Raw genomic sequence first — 19,655 nt, 5'->3', positions numbered from 1 at the left:
AATAAAAACCCTACATGTTGAAGGTATTCAGTCCTTCGGAGAGAGCGATGAAAGAACAAAACGCATTAAAACAAGTCGCTGAAATGGCAAAAATTGTCGACAGCTACGTTAGCGCGTGGGGAGATGAGGCAAAAGTTGACGATGAAACGATTCGTTACCTACTGGCGTCTTTAGGCTACGACACGACAAATGATGAAACTCTTCTGCAATCGGCAGAGAAAAAACACAAGAAGGATGTCCTGGATCCGGTACTGGTAGTACGTGATGGTGATCCGGTTGAAGTGGCACTAAATCTTGGTGCTAGCGCTCGTGAAAGCGAGTTCAGCTGGCGTTTAGATACCGAGCAGGGAGAGGTACTTGAAGGCTATCTTCAGTCTCAAATCGTTCGTGATGAGCGTAAAGAGGGTGGCCCTTTAGTGTTTGCATTGCCGAGTGATTTAGCGTGGGGTTACCACAAGCTAACCATCACTCGTAAGCGTCGTAAGTCCCCTTATGAGATGACTCTGATTGTCACGCCGAGATCTTGTTTCAAGCAAGACGAGATCGACAGTGGTAAAAAAATGTGGGGCCCGAGTGTTCAGCTTTACACCTTACGCACTCAGCACAACTGGGGTATCGGTGACTTCGGTGATCTGAAACAGTTGGTGGCTGATATTGCGTCCCGTGGCGGTGATTTTGTTGGTTTGAACCCGATTCATTCTCTATTCCCAGCGAACCCAGAAGGGGCGAGCCCTTACAGCCCGTCTTCACGCCGTTGGTTGAACATCATGTACATTGATGTCAGTTCTGTTCCTGAGTTTGCATTGAGTATTGAAGCTCAGCAACGTGTCGGCAGCGCGGAATTCCAGCAACGTCTGCAAAAAGCTCGCGAATCGCATTGGGTCAATTACACCGAAGTGGCGGATCTCAAGCTGAGCGTATTACCATTGCTGTTCAGTGAATTCAAAAAGCGCCACTTAGACAAGAACACTGAGCGCGCTCAAGCGTTCCTTGCGTTTGTGGAGGAAGGCGGTGACAGCCTGATGCATCAAGCAGCGTTTGATGCTCTGCATGCTTCTCTGCACGCTGAAGATTCCAACGTCTGGGGTTGGCCTGTGTTCCCTGATGAGTACCGTCGTTTTGAAAATACAGCGGTTCAGAAGTTTATTGAACAGAACCACGACCAAGTACACCTTTACATGTACCTACAGTGGGTAGCGGATATCCAAATTAATGAAGCTCAGGCGTTAGCTGAAGAGAAAGGCATGTCCGTTGGCCTATACCGTGATTTAGCGGTTGGTGTCGCTGACTCAGGTGCGGAAACTTGGGCAGATGACGGTAACCTTGTGATGGATGCCAGCATTGGTGCACCGCCAGATATTCTTGGCCCGTTGGGTCAAAACTGGGGTCTGCCGCCATTGAACCCTCAAGTGCTTCAGGAAACCAGTTATGATGCGTACATCAAATTGTTACGCGCCAATATGAAGCATTGTGGTGCGCTGCGCATTGACCACGTTCTTGGTTTGCTACGACTTTGGTGGATTCCGAAAGGTGAAAACGCAACGAAAGGCGCGTACATCTACTACCCAGTTGAAGATATGCTAGCAATTCTTGCGCTGGAATCTCATCGCCATCAATGTAGCGTGATCGGTGAAGACCTAGGTACTGTGCCAGACGAGATTGTCGAAATTCTGCGTGAAGCAGGTGTGCATTCTTACAAGGTATTCTTCTTCGAAACGTCTGAGGAAGATGGTGGCTTTATTTCACCAGCGCACTACGCGGAGCAATCTATGTCTGCGCTATGTACGCATGATATGCCGACTTTACGTGGCTTCTGGCACTGTGACGACTTAAAGATGGGCGAAGAGCTGGGTCTGTACCCAGATCCAGAGCAGTTAAAAGGCCTGTTTGCTGATCGTCTTGAATGTAAGCAGGGCATTTTAGACTCTGTGGCATGGCATGGTTATCTGCCAGAAGGCGTAGGGCGTGATGCTCAATACGTTCCAATGGATTCGTATCTTGCAGAAGCGCTGCAATTGCACGTTGCTGCGGGTTCTTCCACTCTGCTCAGTGTTCAGCTAGAAGATTGGCTAGAAATGGACAAGCCAGTCAACATTCCTGGCACCGTTGAGGAGTATCCAAACTGGCGTCGTAAACTGTCGATGAATCTAGATGAAGTATTTGCTCAGGAAGGGGTGAATCGCATTGCGCATAAGTTGACAGAAGTGCGTGCTAAGGTCAGTAAATAACAGGATCTTATCTCGAATAACATAGAAAAATATCGACTCTATCACTCTATGTGAAACCGGAATTCGGTAAACTTTCAGAACGCTATATTAAGCCCGCAATCATTAGCGGGCTTTGTTTTATAAAACTAGAAGCTGTTTACGTTGCGCCTCGATTTTAACGCTTATCAACCAGCGTTCCTGTCCGCAATTATCCACCTCAAAAGTAAGCAGACTTTCGGGATTTTTTAGAAAGTTAGGTTAGGGAGAGAATAACTTGAAAGCGGCAACACTAGACAAAAAAACCAGAGTGTATAACCAACTTTCACATGCGTCGTATGCGGATCCATTTTCGTTTATTGGGCCTTTCTTAGATCCGGAACACGGTGCTCTTCGGGTATGGATGCCCGGTGCCGACAAAGTAGAGCTGGTGATTGAAGGAGAAGAACGTGTTGAGCTGGTACGCGAAGATGCGTCTGGCTTTATCATGCAGCAACAACGCGATCTGAAATTTACTCACTATCAGTTAGCTGTTCACTGGGGAGGCGAAGAGCAACTGATCGATGACCCATATCAGTATCACACTATCTACGCAGAGTACGATGACCTGCATACGCCTAAAGATATGTACCATCATATGGGGTCGCAATTTGTTACGCTTGAGCGCGATGGCAAGCAGATTTCGGGCATTCGTTTCCTCGTTTATGCACCCCATGCTTCAGCTTGTAGCTTAGTCGGTGAGTTTAACCAGTGGGACGGCCGACGCACACCGATGCAGCGTCTCGATTACGGTATCTGGGGCATTTTCATTCCAGGTCTGGAAGAAGGGACTCAGTATAAATTTGAGCTGAAAGGGCCAAATGGTGAAGGACTGCCGCATAAGGCAGACCCTTGGGGAGCGTATGCAGAACAATACCCTTCCTTTGCCTCGGTGACTTATGATCACTCTCGCTACGACTGGCAGGATAATCAGTGGCAAAGCCGACCAGTCACGGAAAAGCGTAAGGAAGCGTTGTCTTTTTATGAGCTTCACGCGGGCTCATGGCGTCGCAATGATAATGGCGATTTCTTGAACTACCGTGAATTGGCTGATCAGCTTATTCCTTATCTGGTGGATATGGGTTATACCCATGTTGAGTTGATGCCAGTCTCTGAGCATCCTTTCTACGGCTCTTGGGGTTATCAGCCTGTTGGGTTGTTTGCACCAACGAGTCGATTTGGTTCGCCGGATGACTTTAAATATTTCGTCGACCAGTGTCACCAAGCTGAAATTGGTGTGGTGCTGGACTGGGTTCCAGCTCATTTCCCTTCCGACGATCACGGGCTGGCTAATTTCGATGGAACACCGCTTTTCCATGACCCTGATCCACGCCGAGGCTGGCATCAGGACTGGAATTCCTACATTTACGACTTAGGCCGTGAGCACGTACGCCGCTTCTTAGTATCCAATGCTCTGTACTGGTTTGAACAATTCCATATTGATGGTATTCGAGTCGATGCGGTCGCATCCATGTTGTACCTCGATTACTCGCGTAGTCACGACCAGTGGATTCCAAATGTCGATGGTGGCAACGAAAACTACGATGCCATCGCGACTCTGAAATGGATGAATGAGGAAGTGTACAAATACTTCCCGAATGCGATGACCATTGCTGAAGAATCGACGGCATTCCCAGGGGTTTCAGCCCCTACCTTTATGGGTGGCCTAGGCTTTGGTTTTAAGTGGAATATGGGCTGGATGCACGATTCATTGCAATACATTCAGGAAGATCCTGTCCACCGTAAGTACCATCATGACACCATCACTTTCCCACTGGTGTATGCACACAGTGAAAACTACGTGTTATCTCTCTCACATGATGAAGTGGTGTACGGCAAGGGTTCAATTCACAATAAGATGCCGGGCGATGAGTGGCAGCAGACGGCTAATTTACGTGCTTACCTTGGTTACATGTACGCTCAGCCAGGTAAGAAGCTCAATTTTATGGGGGCTGAAATTGGTCAGACGGCGGAGTGGAATCATGACGATCAGCTACAATGGTTCCTGCTGGAGTTTGAACGCCACCAAGGTGTGAAAGCGCTAACTCGAGATCTCAATAAGCTCTACACCTCTGAACGCGCGATGCATGAACTGGATTGCGAGCCACGAGGTTTTGAATGGCGTTTGCAGGATGCTGCTGAGTCTTCGATTCTTGCCCACGAACGTTTAAGCGATAATGGTGAGCGTATCCTGGTTATCACCAACTTTACCCCTGTTCCTCACGATCAGTTCCGATTAGGTGTACCATTGGCTGGTGAATATGAACTGCTGCTTAATACGGACGACCAGCGCTATAACGGCAGTGGTTATGAGGTGAAACAGAGTGTGGTGACAGAAGAGGTTGAGAGTGAAAGTCAGCCTCAATCCTTGTACCTCAGTCTGCCACCATTAGCTACGGTGTTCTATAAACTGAAGTAATGCTGATGCAGATAACAGAAAGGGCCAGTCAATCGACTGGCCCTTTTGTTTTTGGCGATTAAATCGTTAAGGTAGGGGGAATGGAATAGTTAAAGGGACTGCGAGAGCGAATGGAGACGACGCAAACCACACAGCGCTTTGAAGTGACAACTTTTAAGCCAGGCCACACTCATGATGTCGTGTCTTTGTGGCGAGATTCAATGCAGGAGGCGATTGGTATCCCCCCGGTACATACCTTTGAATCACAAGCATTTTTCCTCAATCACATCTTACCTGAAACGCATAAAATCTATGTGGCGCTAAGCAACGAGACGCGTCTATCGGTAGCTTTTGTTGCCATTAGTGACAGTGAAATCAATCAGCTTTATGTCCATCGAAAGTTTCAGTCAATGGGGATCGGCAGCCAGCTTTTGGCAATGGCGAAACAGCAGTCGTCAGGACGCCTGAGTTTACGAACGTTCGAAAACAACATTCGAGCTCAGCAATTCTATGAGCGACATGGTTTTGTTGCGATTGGCGGCGATGCAGAAAACGAAGAAGGACTGCCGGACATTCTATATGAATGGAGGCGATAACCATGACGGTAAAAGTATTCTGGGAAAATCCTTATCAAACTGAGCTGCTTTCTACCGTCAGTTGGATTGAGGGCCGTAATCTCAGACTGGATAAAACCATATTCTATGCTGAGTCAGGCGGTCAGGAAAGTGATGAGGGTACAATCGCAGGCATTCAGGTTGAGTGTGCACAAAAGCAGGGGTCAGAGATTACCTACACTCTAGCAGCAGAACCGCCATTTCAGGTTGGTGACGAGGTTATTACCGTGATTAATTGGACTCGTCGCTACGCTCTGATGAAGCTCCATTTTGCAGCAGAGGTGATACTTGAATTGTTTACACAAAGTTATCCTGATATCGAAAAGATTGGGGCGCATATTGGTCAAGACAAAAGCCGAATTGACTTCGTCTGGCCCGAGAGTCTCTCCCCTCTACTTCCAGAGTTTGAAAATAAAGCTCAAGCCCTGATTAATAAAGGTCAATTAATTGAGAGTCAGTTTGAGGACAAAGCGAGTGAAAGGCGCTTTTGGCGCGTCGAAGGGTTCGCTCAGGTAGCATGCGGCGGTACACACCTGAGAAGAACCTCTGAGGTGGGAAAAATAGCGTTGAAACGTAAGAATATTGGCCGAGGGAAAGAGCGGGTAGAAATACGCCTAGTGGTTTGATCTATCATACATTTTTATCTTGAACGGTGGCTAATTAACACAAGGATTGGTTACACTCGGCATAAATTATTTAGGGTTAAGGAGTACCCGCTTTGTCTATATTATTGCCGCGCCGTTTATCGAAAGGTGACACCATAGGATTTTTCTCACCTTCGTCACCAGCTACTTATTTTGCCCCGAGTCGGTTTCAACGAGCTAAAACGTACCTCGAAAGCAAAGGATTCAGGCTCAAAAGCGGGAAGTTAACCGGAAAGTCAGATCACTATCGCTCGGGTTCGATTCAAGAACGTGCCGAGGAACTTAATGTCTTGATTCGTGACCCAGAAGTCCGCTGTATTATTTCGACCATTGGCGGCTCTAACAGCAACGCATTACTGCCCTATATTGACTATGAGGCCCTGAAAGCTGATCCGAAAATCATCATTGGTTACTCTGACGTTACGGCCCTTTTATTGGGGATTTATGCTCAGACAGGGCTCATCACCTTTTATGGCCCTGCTTTGGTTGCATCATTTGGCGAGTTTCCACCTCTGGTTGACGACACTTTTTCTTCGTTTGAATCCATACTATGCTCCGCACCTTCGCTACCGTATCGCTATCAGATGCCAGAAGTCTGGACAGATGTCATGATTGACTGGGAATCCCAAGTGAATGCTAAACCTGTGACAGCCAATGAATGGCAGTTTATTGGTGACGGGAAAGTACGAGGTCGTATTATTGGTGGAAACCTGAACACCATGAATGGGATTTGGGGAAGTCCCTATATGCCTGACATTAGTAAAGGCGACATTCTGCTTATCGAAGATTCTCTTCATAACATTGCTGTGGTAGAGCGCAGTTTCAACCTACTCAAGCTCTGCGGTGTGTTTGACCGTGTCGCTGCTATCGTACTTGGTAAGCATGAGCTGTTTGATGACAAAGGGACAGGTCGCACGCCTCTTGATGTGTTGTATGAGGTATTGAACGGTCAAAAAGTCCCGATCCTTTATAGCTTCGACAGTTGCCACACGCACCCTATGCTGGTCACACCATTAGGTGTTGAAGCAGAGCTCGATTTTGATCAAGGAACTATATCTCTCACGTCTCCTTGGGTAGTTAACTAACTGACAGGAGAAGAGTAATGGCAAGGCTGTATCTTGTGCTAGCTGTTATTGGAGTGGCTGTTCCCTATGCAGCCTTTGCACCATGGTTATTGCATCATGGTTTGAATATTCCAGAGTTGATATCTGAGGCAATGGCATACCCTCTCAGTCAGTTCGCCTGGCTAGACGTCATCATTGCAGCGATCGCACTGATTGTTTTTATTCTTGTTGATGGTAAACGTCTCAAAGTAAAAGGGCGTAATTGGGCTATTGTTGCGACGCTATGTGTGGGTGTTTCCTGCGGCTTACCTCTTTACCTTTATTTGCGTGAGCGCCAGCTAAAGGTTGATTAACGACACCGGTATGGTGTCGTTTTCAAAAGACGAAACTTTTACATTGCGTAGGGTAAAACAATGTAAAGCTCATTATTCTCTGACGGACTCTGATTACACTTACTGTATGTCGTATCAGGAAGTACGTTATGAATTATTACCCAGACGCGAAAATCCTTGCGGAACAAAGGTTTGGTTTTGGCCCCCGACTCGGTCAACAGACGGTGCCACTGGCGAATCAGCTTGATGAAACAGGCTATATTCACCCTGCTATTCAGGCACTGCCAACCACCGAAGAGATTCTGGCGCAGTTTGGTCACAATCAAATCCAACGCGCCAAAGTTAAAAATGACGATGTGAAAAAGCGTGAGCTACAAAAACAGACTCAGGCATTTTTTCGCCAGCACTATCGACAGCAGGTTGAAGCGAGGCATCAGCAGAGCCTGCATACCCCTTACGGCTTTCAAGAACGCTTAATCCAATTCTGGAGTAATCACTTCGCCATCTCAGTGGATAATCGACGCTTAATGCCACTCGCTTCTCGAATCGAAAATGATGTAGTCCGCCAATACTGGAATGGCAACTTCAGCGATATGCTGATGAGGGTGGCGAAACACCCTGCCATGTTGATGTACTTGGATAATCAGGTTTCAGCAGGGCCCAATTCCAAACTAGGTAAAAGAAGAGGCAAAGGGCTCAATGAGAACTTAGCGCGAGAAATTCTTGAGCTTCATACCTTAGGTGTCGATAGCAGTTACACCCAGCAGGATGTGATTGAGCTAGCAAAGGCCATTTCGGGCTGGAGTATTAAGCTAAAAGCCCCCAATGTTGGATTCCGCTTTGTGCCCAATATGCATGAACCCGGAGCCGTGACAGTCATGGGGAAAACTTATGCGCAGAAAGGGACAGAGCAAGGTGAGGCTTGCCTAAAAACGTTAGCGTTGCACCCTGATACGGCGAAACATCTTACCCGAAAACTGTGCCAGCATTTCTTTGGTGAAACGCCCCCCTCGCTGCAAGACAAAATGGTGGATGCCTACCTGAAATCAAAGGGTGATTTACAACCCGTTTATCGGATTTTGATTGACAGTGAGCAGGCGAAATCAGCCAAACCGATGCGATACAGGATGCCTAAAGAGTGGATGTTTGCCGTATTGCGGAGCGCACAAATTGATATCAATGATAAGCAGGCGTTTAATGCGCTGAATGCTTTAGGCCAAGCTCCATTCAAACCAGGCTCTCCGGCGGGGTGGCCGGACAGAGATAAAGATTACAACAGCCCATCTGCTCTCACGCAGCGATTACAAATCGCCAATATGCTGGCAGCGAAAACGGTAAAAAATGCCAAAACCAAAGGCATCAAGCCGCAAAAAGTGGTCGATGAAGTGATCAAACGGCTTTATCACTCTGACTTGGATGAGCACACGCGTTTAGTGCTCAATAAAACCAAGAATCCCATGATACAGCTGTCGCTACTTTGGCTCAGCCCGCAGTTTCAATATCGCTAAGGAGAAGTTTGATGTCGAATTTACAGCTAAATCGTCGCCGTTTTCTCCGGAGTGCCGCTGCGCTGAGCATTAGTTCACTGTTACCAATGCCTGTGTTTGCTAAGACGAACTCAGATAACCTGTTTGTCTGGATATCTTTGCGTGGAGCAATGGATGGATTGAATGTCGTCGTGCCTCATGGTGATAAGTCGTATACCTCGCTCAGACCTTCGATTGGGCTCAAGCCGGAGCAGTCACTCAATCTAACTTCCTACTTTGGCCTTCACCCTTCTTTGAATCAATGTCATCTGTGGTTTAAGGAGCGGGAAATCAGTTTTGTCCACGCTTGTGCCACACCTTATCGTGAGCGCTCTCATTTTGATGGTCAGAAGATACTAGAGAACGGCACTCTAGACCCGTTTTATGGTGAAGGCTGGCTAAACCGATTACTCAGCCTCGAAAGCCAGAATCAAGGTATTGCGATTGATTCGGGCTTACCGCTTATCATGCAAGGCGATGCGAGTGTTGATAGCTGGTATCCGAACCGACTTAAGACCCGAGAACGGCAAACCGAGCTTCTGGAGCAGCTATTTCAAAGTGACGCTACTTTGTCTGCCAACTTTGAAAGCATGATGAAAATTGACAAGCTAGTCGGCGATGAAGGCGTCGGTAAGCAGTTCAAGTCTTTGACCCAGAAGACCGGAGAAATTCTGGCTGACCCAACAGGGCCTAACATCGCAGCCTTGGAAATTGGCGGCTGGGATACTCATGCTAACCAAGGCAGCGTGAATGGAAGGTTGAGTAATCAACTGAAACTACTGGACAGCGGTTTAGCGGCTCTTAAGCAAGCTTTGGGTAAGCAGTGGCAACGTACAGTCGTCATTGCGGCCAGTGAATTTGGCCGAACCGCGCGTGAAAATGGGACCAAAGGGACGGATCACGGAACAGCCAATGTCATGCTGGTGGCAGGGGGAGCCATCAATGGTGGTCAGGTGCTTGGTGACTGGCCGGGGCTCGGAGAAGCCGAGCTGTATCAAGGCCGAGACCTCAAGCCAACCACTGACATGCGTTCTGTGATTAAAGGCGTGCTGGGCCAACATCTATCGGTCAGTGCTGATAAACTTGAGACCATCTTTCCGCAAAGTGAGCAGGCACCACCGTGGAAGTTTGATTTCGTTTAAGTGTTACTCTTTGATTTTTGGATGAGTCGCAGTCTGGTAGTGAGGGAGCTGCTGCCGTAAGCCTTCGAAAGTATTACGAGCGCTCTCTTTTGCCAGATCATTGGCCAACCAATCAGGTAGCGCACCTCCGGGATCGGCAAATGCGATGTACTCGATGTGAGTCGTCCCATTAGTAAGCTTTTGTAGCGTCCAAGTGGCTTTAACCCGGGTGATCCGAATGTAATCCTCCTGCTCAGCTAAGGTGTTGCTTGGCGCATCCTTGATACGTAATGTAAAACTGGCATCGTCGATTACGAATTTGGAATAAGTCACCATGTCGCGATCCTTGGCAGGCCAAGGCGCTGCGAACTGGGTATAGACGATGTTTTCAGTCTCGCTGATTTGCCGCAGCACTCGGCTGTGACTAACGTTATCAATCCAGTTTGGAACATTGTCACTGTCTTCCAATAAGGTTAGAAAGGCGCCATAGGAGGTGGGAGCAAACATTTCTGCGCGCACTTCAACCAACCCATCCGTGTGCTCTCTGATGTAAATAGAAATGCCATTATCACTGCTATCAAATTGCCATGGCTGAATAGGCTCAGATTGAGCTGGTGTTGAAAACCCAACGATGGCGAGAGTGGCTAGGTAGAATTTCATTGTTGTTTAGAAATAGGCACGGAATAAATTAAAAATAAACTTGGGCTACAGAAAACACAAAAATGGGATTCATTTGGGGGTATTTGTTTTCACCACGCTACTATAGAACAAACAAATAAAAGGAATCTCTGCGATGGAACCTAGAATCAGCATCATTACGCTTGGCGTCAGTAACCTCAAAGCCTCATTCGACTTTTATACTAAGCTCGGCCTCGAATCGGCTAAAACGCCAGAAGAGGGGATCGTATTTTTCAAAACACGTGGAACCTGTTTGGCGCTATACCCTCTTGAGGCGTTAGCTGACGATGTCTCGCCGGCTTTTGCCGCTAAGCGGGAAGGTTTTAGCGGAATAACCTTAGCGCACAACACGCGAAGTAAAGACGAAGTGGATGAAGTGCTGCGTGTGGCCGTTGAGGCAGGAGGAAAGCTTGAGAAACCTGCACAAGATGTCTTTTGGGGTGGATACAGCGGTTATTTTTCAGACCCAGATGGGTACTTGTGGGAAGTCGCTTATGGAGACTGCTGGGAGTTTAATGAAGATGGCAGTTTGGTGATTTGATCGAACGACAAGCCCATAGTGAAAGCTATGGGCTGAGTTATTTTATAAGCGATTAAACGACTAGCGCACCAGGCAGCTCGCCCTTGGCATACAAGCCGAGGCTGACTTTGTTGAGTGCTTCTGCTTGTTTGGGCATCACAGTCAGTGTCGGGCTGATCCCCATGGGAATATTCTTCACCATTTGCTTAACTTGCACTAATGCTTCCTTTACCTCAGGGACTTTAGTTTCAATAAATGAGAACCACCCATCGTTCATGTGCTCTCGGATTTTTATCACCACGTCGGGATTGCTGATGGTATAGGGCTTGGTTTGATCTTTCGATTCACGCAAAATATCGTAAATCACATGCTCTTTCTCTTTCGCAATCAGCATGTCTTTGGTGTTAAGTTGCAGCTCGCCGATGACGCCATTGCTCATTTTGAGGAAAAATTTAATATCCTTGTAGCCAGACTTCTGTGCAGAGGAGTTGAATTTGAGCAGGCCGTCTTCCTGTGTGCCACTTGAATATCGGTCTTTGAGCGCTTTCTGGTAGCTCTTGACGGCCAAGAACTCCTGAGATTGAGCAATTTTTGCTTTCGCCAATAACATTTGTTTCTGGTTATCAAACTCGATTGTCATACGCGCGCAGTCTTTTAGGTCTCCAACCTCATCGTTACGTTCACGTTGGGTGATTTTGTTGAGGGCGCCGTTAAAGCTCTTGATACCGTTGAAAGCCCCCGGAGGTGCGCAAACCTTACCTCCTACGGTTGAGACAACATCATCACATAAGACACGCAGAGCAACCTGAGCTTCAATAATGCGTTTGTAAAACAGAAATAACTGTTTGCGCTTGAAACGTAAACTACTTAACTGATTCCGAGTGCGATCGCTGTAGCGTATACCTGTCCCCACTTTTGTGGTTTTCGAAGTATTTGGCTTAGGCTTTTCACTACCCCATCTCAAGTCCTTATGGTGAATTTCTTCGACAACATCTTTATCAAGATATTTTTCCAGCTCAGTATCATTCTCCAAAATCGCCAGCGTGAGTTTGGACATTTGACCTTCAGGCGTTTGTTGGAAAGTAGAGTTTTTCAGTTTTGCTTTCAGTTCAGCCAATTCACGTTTGTATTGGGATTGATTGACTAATAGAAAACCCTGACTAAGGTTTTTTTGCTTATTGATTTGCGCTAGGAATTTCTTGCTTTTAGCTCTAGTTTTTGCAATCTCTCGGCGCTGAATTTCATCCAGTAGCGCTTTAGAAAAATCTTGGAACATCTCTCCCCCTTGAATATCGACCAGTTGTGGCGGGTTGGAAACAGTTAGTTTCTTAGGTAACGAATACGCCAGTGAACGAGTGTTTTTATTGATGCTTTTTGATATTAGGAATAATTGTGGAGAGTGAGTAGAGAGAAAAATGCACGTCTGTGGTGCATATTTGAACCAAGGAGAGAAAGATAATTCAGACTTGGATCAATATCACATCAGTATGTTCTAGCTGAATTTATTAACAAAGCATTATAGTTAATAGATTGATGAGTTACGTTTAGTTAGGAATATATTGGTGCAAAATTCATCCATGGACTGGAGCGATGTGGCGATTTTTCTCCAGACTATGCGTGCTGGCAGTGCACGCTCGGCAGCAGCAAGTCTTAATGTCAGCCATTCAACCATTACTCGTAGAATTGCTAGCCTAGAGAAAAGTCTGGGAGTATCTCTATTTCGTAAAGATACCTCAGGTTACACACTCTCTCCTGAAGGGGAGAGCTTGCAGCGTTATGCTGAGCAAGCAGAAATGTCACTACGACAAGCAGAGATCGAGCTCAAAGGGAAAGACGCCAAATACAGCGGTGAAATTCGTATCACCACTGCAGATGCGATTGCCAACCATTTATTGATGCCGACGATCGCTATGTTCAGTCAGCAGTATCCTGATATCAACGCCGAAGTGGTTTTGTCGAGTCAGGTGCTGGACTTGGGTGATCATGAAGTCGATATCGCGCTGCGGATTATGCCAATGAATCAAATGCCTCCCGAGCACTTAGTGGGGCGGATCATAGGTAAAATTGCCATCTGTTACTACGCTACACCACACTACCTTGAGCAACACGATCCTTGGATGTCAGATTCCAGCGCTCAACTGATAGGTTGGGGAGAGCTAGGCAAAGAAAGCCCTATTTTTAATGACTCCCCTCTGCGTCATTTATCTATTTCGTGTCGAATGAACCATAGCGCGATGCAGTTAGAAGCCGCTAAGCAGAGCATGGGGATTACGCTCTTGCCGTGCTTTATTGCCGACAAAGAACCGACATTGGTTCGTGTTCCCAAATGTGAACCGGAAATCAAACACGATATCTGGATGTTATCAAAATCAGAGCAGAGAGAAGTGGCGCGTTTGCGTGCGTTCAAAGAACGGCTCATCGACGACTTCAACAGTAAGCAAATGAAAGAGCGGCTGCTTGGTAATTGATTGATTGTATACCTTGGATAGTTGTGATCGCAGGACTAGTCTTGTGGTCTCTATCTGCATATCAGTAATCCATTTTTTGCTGTTCAAGATCTAATGTCATTGAGACAAAACATTCATCTTCTTCAGTGACTTGATAGCCTAATCGAGTGTAAAATTGGATCGCTTTGGTGTTGCGAGTGAAGCTGGATAACGTGATTTTGTTGCGGCCTTCACTTTTAACGAGAGTGTTGATCTGCTGCATGACTATGTGTCCAAAGCCCTGATTTTGATACTGAGGGAAGAGGATCAACAAGTGAATGTGGTAAGCGGTGTCGTAAGGTTTGAAGCACACTAGCCCGATTTTGTTCTGTTTGCTAACGACCCAATGAAACCATTCTGGTTGATAGTCGGTAGACAGCCGATGCTGCTGGAACTGATCATCCCAGCCAAACACAGAATCAACATGCTCATAAAGCGCCTGTTTTACAACAGGAAAAACCTCTGGAAACTCTTGCTCGGAGATAGGCAGTAGCTGAATAGACACTAATTTCAACGCCTTGATTTAATTAGAGTTGATAGTAAGCGATGTTGGCTTAGAAAAGGCAACTCGGATGTGTCGTAATTGTGATACTAGATGAGAAGAAAGCCCCGCCGGATAAGTTCAGGGCTTGATGCAGTGGAAGTCGTGCTGAATTTACTTAATGTGGCTGCGGAAATGCTGTGCGACTGCTTGAGTCGCTTTCTCTACATGCTCGGGCACATCATAAAAATCGAATTGCGAAACGCCCTCCAACCAAATAGCACTTACGTTATCTTTGGCATTTGCCAGATACTGATGCGTGCCATCAGGTAAAGCCATGTCCTCAGAAGCAACTAATAAAATAGGTTTGTCCTGATCTGCTGCACCGGAAACCGCATCATAAGTTAGCCAGCCTTTCCAAGAAGCGACATTGAACAGATTGTCGTATTGAGCCACTTGTCCACGATTGGCTTCTGTGTAGTATGGCGCTTGGTACATTAACGCATTCTGATTTGTCGTACTTGCTGCTTCAATGTAGACAGCTTGTTCACCGTGTGCAGCGTCTTCACTTAACTGAATGAGGTTTTGAACACTGGCTTCGCCGCCATAGATAGCGTTCGCTAAGTCGGCGTTGTGTAGCCAAGGAGCGACAGCCGCCGCAGCTCGGATGTGCGGGTTTGATTCTACTGCATCCAGCATGTAGCCAGAGGAGGCGCAAATACCCAGTCCAAAAATGTTTGAGCCATCGATATCTTCGCGTTGAGCGAGTGAATCAATAACCGCTCGTATGTCCTCTATTTTTCTTGCAGGCTCTTCCAGATATTTAACTTCATCCAGCGACTGACCCCAGCCTCTGAAGTCAAAAGTAATAGCGGCAAAACCTTGTTTAGTTAGAGCTTCGGCGTAAACCGCGGGCATCTGTTCTTTCACTGTTGTCCAAGCACCAGTGACAATAACGACGGGTAGTGTCTGTTTGATTTCTTGAGGAAGATACAGATTGGCGGCCAGTGTTCCGATTTGAGTATTTAGAATGATAGATTTCATGAGCATGCTCTTTATTTGGCTGACTAAATAGTATTTTCAGATGCTTGATACATCTATGGCAGAAAAGATATCCAGAGTCCCGGCTCGAAAGCAGGGACTTCTTGGTGATTAACTCACGACAGGTGCCACAAGATAATTGTGGATAAGAACATCACCTTGTGTGTCGAAGCTTACTTGCCAAGTTTCGTCGACCAAAATGTTCACCGACTGACCGACAAAGGTGGAATCAGGATAAGTGTCTGCCAGTAAGCGGACTCGTAGTTTTACGTCAAACTTATCGCCATTGGGTATGACTTCGATTTGCTCTACCAAGTGTTGGCAGTTGGGTTTAAATGTTTCAAATGCAATTCGATACCAATCACGAAATCCCTCATGACCAAGGAATTGTCCTTCAGGCATTGAAAGGGTGAGGTCTCGTGCAAGATGGCGCGTAAAGAAATCGCTGTCCTCTGGTAATACGTCAAATCTTGCAAACCATTCGGTGATGAATTTATTAATTCGTGTTGTTGGTGAAGTCAGTAGTTCCGAAATTTGCGAACACAGACGCTCTGCATGATTTTTTGCGCGCGCTTGAACATCCTCCAACTCGTTATATACGTTTGGAATGTAAACCATGCGATGGGTGTAGATAGGTTGACGGTAGTTCATTCCAGCAAGATAAGCGGTTTGCTGCAAAGGATGAAGCATCTGCTCAACCGTGAAATGGTTGTAGCCCAGTGGATCATAGCTTTCAGCAGGACCGCCTACAGTAAAGGATAAAATGAAATCTTTACCTTTCAGCTTGTCACCCTCAGGCCCATAAGCGAAGTTGAAACTGAAGACATCGTCGATCCACTTCTTCATTAACGCGGGAACCGCATACCAATAGAATGGGAACTGAAGCACAATAATATCCGCTGCTAACATCGCTTGTTGTTCAGCCGCTACATCAATTCGATAGTCTGGGTAAAGACTGTCGAGGCGACGTACTTCCACATCACTCAAATTGCTTTGGATCTGCTCCAAAATAACGGTGTTGGTATAAGAAGCGTTAAGATCAGGATGACCTGAAATGACTAATACTTGGCTCATGATGGTTCTCCCGTTACTGAGCAAAAAATGCGTTAAAGAAAGCGTCAGAGGTGTATAAATCACCTGAAAAATTTTGAACGCGTTTGATCTTACCGTCTTCAATTTGGTAGAGAAGAATCCAGTTCAGGTCGATATTTTCGTCGGCAGCTGTACTGAACCCACGGTGAGCATCAATGACATAGGTATCATTTGCCGCAAGAATCATGACTTCCGCTTTGAATCCTGCCTGCCCAAGTTTGCCAAAGAACTCGGTAAATTCGGTGATGCCGCGTTTTGTGCCTGCTGAGGAGTGGCGACCGGGAATGTGCCATTCCACCTCTTCAGAGACATATTGTTTTATTCCTTCAAGGTCACCTTTGGCGTAAGCGGCGAAAAAACCTTGCACGACTTTGAGTGCTTCGCTGTTTTCAGAGCCAGCTGCTACTGGGTTGTCGGGCTTTGGCCAAAGTTTGGCATTATTAATCGCTTTGGCGTCTTGAATTGCTGACATGTTTTCGACTCCTGACTGCGCTAACACGGAATGTGAAAAAGCGATAGTACTTGCCAGAAGAGCGACATATTTGATGGTTCTGAACATGATTTCCTCACTCATTACGTGATTGCTGTTGGTATGGAAATCAGTCTAAGAGAATTGATTCGTAATGATTAGATGGTATTTATCTAAATAATTGTTAGTCTTGAGCTAATAATTGGAGGGTTTGAGATGAATGGCACTATCTTCAATCAGTTAACGGTTTTTCATGCCATTGTGCGTGAAGGAAGTATTACAAAAGCGGCGCAGAAGCTTGAAATGGCTTCACCTTCTGTGAGTAATGCATTGAAAGCCTTGGAGGAACAACTGGGGCTACCTTTGTTTACTCGCACAACTCGACGTATTGAATTAACGGAAGCAGGGCGCTTGTTGCATCTGAGTACATCGGATTCGATGTCAGATCTGAGTTTGGCGTTTGAGAGTATCAGTGACCTTAGCAAAGTGCCGTCCGGCAAAGTCAGGCTGACAACCCCACGATTTGTTTATCAATATCTACTTCAGCCTATATACGCGGAGTTCTGCCAGCGTTACCCCAATATTCAGTTGGAAATATCTATCTCTGATGCGGCAATTGATATTCTCAATGAAGGTTTTGATCTGGGTATTCGCTTTGGTGATCGCGTCGAAGAAGGCATGATCGCGAGGCAGTTGACGCCAGCGATGAGGGAAGCCTTGTTTGCCTCTCCGGAGTACATTGAGCAGTACGGAATGCCTGACACACCCGGAGCTCTCAAGCAACATAAACTCGTCCAGTATCGATTTATTTCTTCTAATCAGCTAGCACCCTTAGAGCTTAGCAATCAGGGGGAACGATTAACGGTGGAAATGCCTCATGCCCTAGTTGTTAATGATACTGGGTTAATGCTGGATGCCGCGCTAAAAGGTTTAGGTATTGGCAGAATTGTCGATCCTATGGTGGAAGATCTATTTGCCTCTAAACAACTAGTACCAGTACTTGAGGAGTATTGGGCACCTTACTCTGGGCTCTACGTTTATTTTCATAAGAACACCCAAAAAGCTAAGCGTGTTCGAGTCCTGATTGACTTCCTGCTGGAGAAAAGCGCGTTATCAAATTAATGACACTGCTCGCGAAAGTAGCCCGGTGACACACCTTTCCACGAACTGTAGGCACGAATAAAGGAGTTAGACTCTTGAAAACCGAGAAGAAAAGAGATTTCCCCTAGAGACATCTGAGATTTTTCTAAGTAATGGTCGGCTAGCTCAGCACGCACATTTTGCAGCAATACCTGGAAGCTCTCTTTTTCACTGCTGAGCTTGCGCTGGAGTGTGCGCTTACTCATCGCTAGTTTTTCAGCAACACCTTCAATAGAACTGTCCCCACTTGGCAAGGCTTCTAAGAGAACCGCCTTCACGCGCTCAGCGGTTGAGGCGGACTGATCTAAGTCAGCTAATTTCTGGTTGAGTTTGGTTTCAAAAAATTCCCACATGGCTGAATTTGAAGTCAGAAAGGGACGTGCGGCGTCCTGCGCTGAAAAACGAATACTCACGCTTTTTCCTTTGCTTAGCGTACAGCCGAAATAGTCTTCGTACAGAGATAATTTCTCAGGCAGTTCAGGCAGAGACAAGCGAATGGGTTTGACGTTCTCACGGGTGGTTGTGCGTATGAGCTGCGTAAAGAATACTAACTCCATCAGCCCTAACGCACGAGGCAGTGGACCACGGTGGCCGTAACAGCTGGTGGTCAATTCGGTAAAGCTCTTTGCCTGATTGACGGTCAAAACCATCGGCCCTATCAGTGGCTTGTACTGGCTCAGACGCCTGAGTGCCACATTCATATTCGGGCTACATATCGCGGCAAAGACAGGAGCATCAAATGACTCCACTGAAAAGTTTTCCGCGAGTAACAATGGAACTTCACGCTCCCCGGCGGCTTGCTCCATTCCGTGACAAAGCTGGAAATATTCGTGAGGCGCCAAACTGGCGTGCTCACGGTTAAACAGGTCGGCGGGTAACTCTGCGAATTTGAGAACATCAGCAGGGTCAATTTGCATATCACTGAGCAGTAACTTCCAGTTGGGCGCAATGATAAATTTGTTGGCTCTTTTCATGGTGTCAGTTTTTTTCCATAAATTGACGTGACATTTTTAGCACAGTTTTACGTGGTAGTAGGGGAACCACCCAGTTAAGCATAAGCTTCAACCCTGTTTCATTAAAAGCGACCAACTCACCTTTTTCCATTGCCTTATAGCCACATTCAGCGACAGAACGCGGGGATTTGGCATTCTTCCACACATCGAGCCCATCTAAATCTCCTGCTTTAACAAAGCCGGTATCAACCGCACCAGGGCATAAAGCAGTGGCAGTCACATTGTATTCAGAGACTTCTTCGGCTATCGCTTGAGTAAATGAAGTAACATAGGCTTTAGTTGCGTAATAGACTGCTTGCAGCGGGCCCGGCATGAAGGAAGCGGTGGAAGAAACATTGAGAATTTTTCCGCGCTTGCGTGCGACCATATCTTGTAAAAAATGATGAGTAAGGTTTGTGAGTGTAATCATGTTCACTTGCATCATCGCTTGATCGGCACTCAATTCTCGCTCATGGAACAGACCATGGCCACCAAAGCCAGCGTTGTTGATGAGGATGTCGATCTCAAGCCCTAAGTCTTTAACTTTCTCGGCAATACGATCAGCGGAAAGAGGATCGGACAGATCTTCAGCAATGACATACACTTGCGTCTGATGTTTCGCTTCGAGCTCTTGTTTAAGCTCGTTAAGTTTGTCTTCAGAGCGCGCGACTAAAATCATATCTCGACCTTTTTCAGCGTGTATACGCGCTAGCTCTAGGCCTATACCGCCAGAAGCACCTGTGATTAATGCTGTTTCGATCATCTCTTTTTCCTCACTGTGACTGCCATTCTGCTAGGTTGCATCATGTCGTTG

At 46.5% G+C, this 19,655-nt stretch carries 19 protein-coding genes; 11 read left to right on the top strand and 8 right to left on the bottom strand.

Going from position 1 to position 19,655, the window contains the following annotated elements; translation table 11 throughout:
* The first annotated feature begins 47 nt into the window (after positions 1 to 47).
* From malQ to VIC_RS18875, 8 genes are all read left to right on the top strand, one after another.
* Complete coding sequence (gene malQ, locus VIC_RS18910; protein WP_006961811.1) at positions 48 to 2,228, top strand: 4-alpha-glucanotransferase; 2,181 nt, start codon at positions 48 to 50, stop codon at positions 2,226 to 2,228.
* Between the two features lie 253 nt (positions 2,229 to 2,481).
* Entirely contained in the window at positions 2,482 to 4,662 is a 2,181-nt protein-coding gene (gene glgB, locus VIC_RS18905; protein ID WP_006961807.1) for a 1,4-alpha-glucan branching protein GlgB, read from the top strand.
* A gap of 110 nt (positions 4,663 to 4,772) precedes the next feature.
* Entirely contained in the window at positions 4,773 to 5,237 is a 465-nt protein-coding gene (locus VIC_RS18900) for a GNAT family N-acetyltransferase (protein ID WP_006961806.1), read from the top strand.
* A 2-nt stretch (positions 5,238 to 5,239) separates the two neighbouring features.
* Entirely contained in the window at positions 5,240 to 5,881 is a 642-nt protein-coding gene (locus tag VIC_RS18895) for an alanine--tRNA ligase-related protein (RefSeq protein ID WP_006961805.1), read from the top strand.
* Between the two features lie 98 nt (positions 5,882 to 5,979).
* Entirely contained in the window at positions 5,980 to 6,984 is a 1,005-nt protein-coding gene (locus VIC_RS18890) for a S66 family peptidase (protein WP_086026965.1), read from the top strand.
* A 17-nt stretch (positions 6,985 to 7,001) separates the two neighbouring features.
* A complete protein-coding gene (locus VIC_RS18885) occupies positions 7,002 to 7,316 on the top strand; it encodes a DUF2834 domain-containing protein (protein WP_006961803.1) in 315 nt (104 codons plus the stop codon).
* Positions 7,317 to 7,444: 128 nt separating this feature from the next.
* On the top strand, positions 7,445 to 8,803 hold the full coding sequence (locus VIC_RS18880) for a DUF1800 domain-containing protein (protein ID WP_006961802.1): 1,359 nt from the start codon (positions 7,445 to 7,447) through the stop codon (positions 8,801 to 8,803).
* A gap of 11 nt (positions 8,804 to 8,814) precedes the next feature.
* Positions 8,815 to 9,963, top strand: coding sequence for a DUF1501 domain-containing protein (locus tag VIC_RS18875; RefSeq protein WP_006961801.1), 1,149 nt, complete (start codon positions 8,815 to 8,817; stop codon positions 9,961 to 9,963).
* A gap of 3 nt (positions 9,964 to 9,966) precedes the next feature.
* On the opposite strand, the gene VIC_RS18870 is transcribed toward VIC_RS18875, so the two are convergent.
* Positions 9,967 to 10,602: an START domain-containing protein gene (locus tag VIC_RS18870; protein WP_006961800.1), complete on the bottom strand. Its 636-nt coding sequence runs from the start codon at positions 10,600 to 10,602 to the stop codon at positions 9,967 to 9,969.
* A gap of 133 nt (positions 10,603 to 10,735) precedes the next feature.
* On the opposite strand from VIC_RS18870, the gene VIC_RS18865 reads away from it, so the two are divergent.
* Positions 10,736 to 11,161, top strand: a complete 426-nt coding sequence (locus VIC_RS18865; protein ID WP_006961799.1) for a VOC family protein — start codon at positions 10,736 to 10,738, stop codon at positions 11,159 to 11,161.
* Between the two features lie 52 nt (positions 11,162 to 11,213).
* On the opposite strand, the gene VIC_RS18860 is transcribed toward VIC_RS18865, so the two are convergent.
* Positions 11,214 to 12,416: a hypothetical protein gene (locus VIC_RS18860; protein WP_006961798.1), complete on the bottom strand. Its 1,203-nt coding sequence runs from the start codon at positions 12,414 to 12,416 to the stop codon at positions 11,214 to 11,216.
* A 286-nt stretch (positions 12,417 to 12,702) separates the two neighbouring features.
* Here VIC_RS18860 and VIC_RS18855 point away from each other — a divergent pair, with 286 nt between their 5' ends.
* Positions 12,703 to 13,608, top strand: a complete 906-nt coding sequence (locus tag VIC_RS18855; RefSeq protein ID WP_236612191.1) for a LysR family transcriptional regulator — start codon at positions 12,703 to 12,705, stop codon at positions 13,606 to 13,608.
* Positions 13,609 to 13,669: 61 nt separating this feature from the next.
* On the opposite strand, the gene VIC_RS18850 is transcribed toward VIC_RS18855, so the two are convergent.
* From VIC_RS18850 to VIC_RS18835, 4 genes are all read right to left on the bottom strand, one after another.
* A complete protein-coding gene (locus tag VIC_RS18850; RefSeq protein WP_006961796.1) occupies positions 13,670 to 14,131 on the bottom strand; it encodes a GNAT family N-acetyltransferase in 462 nt (153 codons plus the stop codon).
* 150 nt (positions 14,132 to 14,281) lie between these two features.
* Entirely contained in the window at positions 14,282 to 15,151 is an 870-nt protein-coding gene (locus VIC_RS18845; RefSeq protein ID WP_006961795.1) for an alpha/beta hydrolase, read from the bottom strand.
* 108 nt (positions 15,152 to 15,259) lie between these two features.
* Positions 15,260 to 16,222, bottom strand: coding sequence for an NAD(P)H-dependent oxidoreductase (locus VIC_RS18840; protein ID WP_006961794.1), 963 nt, complete (start codon positions 16,220 to 16,222; stop codon positions 15,260 to 15,262).
* A gap of 13 nt (positions 16,223 to 16,235) precedes the next feature.
* The gene (locus VIC_RS18835) at positions 16,236 to 16,814 is read right to left on the bottom strand and encodes a nuclear transport factor 2 family protein (protein WP_039952201.1); all 579 of its coding nucleotides are present in this window, start codon (positions 16,812 to 16,814) and stop codon (positions 16,236 to 16,238) included.
* A 111-nt stretch (positions 16,815 to 16,925) separates the two neighbouring features.
* Between VIC_RS18835 and VIC_RS18830 the strand changes: the two genes are divergently transcribed.
* The gene (locus VIC_RS18830; protein ID WP_006961792.1) at positions 16,926 to 17,831 is read left to right on the top strand and encodes a LysR family transcriptional regulator; all 906 of its coding nucleotides are present in this window, start codon (positions 16,926 to 16,928) and stop codon (positions 17,829 to 17,831) included.
* Here the strand turns inward: VIC_RS18830 and VIC_RS18825 are convergent.
* Positions 17,828 to 18,823: an AraC family transcriptional regulator gene (locus VIC_RS18825; protein WP_006961791.1), complete on the bottom strand. Its 996-nt coding sequence runs from the start codon at positions 18,821 to 18,823 to the stop codon at positions 17,828 to 17,830. The genes VIC_RS18830 and VIC_RS18825 overlap by 4 nt on opposite strands.
* 4 nt (positions 18,824 to 18,827) lie before the next feature.
* Positions 18,828 to 19,604, bottom strand: a complete 777-nt coding sequence (locus tag VIC_RS18820; protein WP_006961790.1) for an SDR family NAD(P)-dependent oxidoreductase — start codon at positions 19,602 to 19,604, stop codon at positions 18,828 to 18,830.
* Positions 19,605 to 19,655 lie beyond the last annotated feature (51 nt).

This window comes from Vibrio coralliilyticus ATCC BAA-450 (assembly GCF_000176135.1).
In the GTDB taxonomy this organism is placed as follows: Bacteria; Pseudomonadota; Gammaproteobacteria; order Enterobacterales; family Vibrionaceae; genus Vibrio; species Vibrio coralliilyticus.
This window is presented reverse-complemented; position numbering and strand designations above follow the sequence as displayed.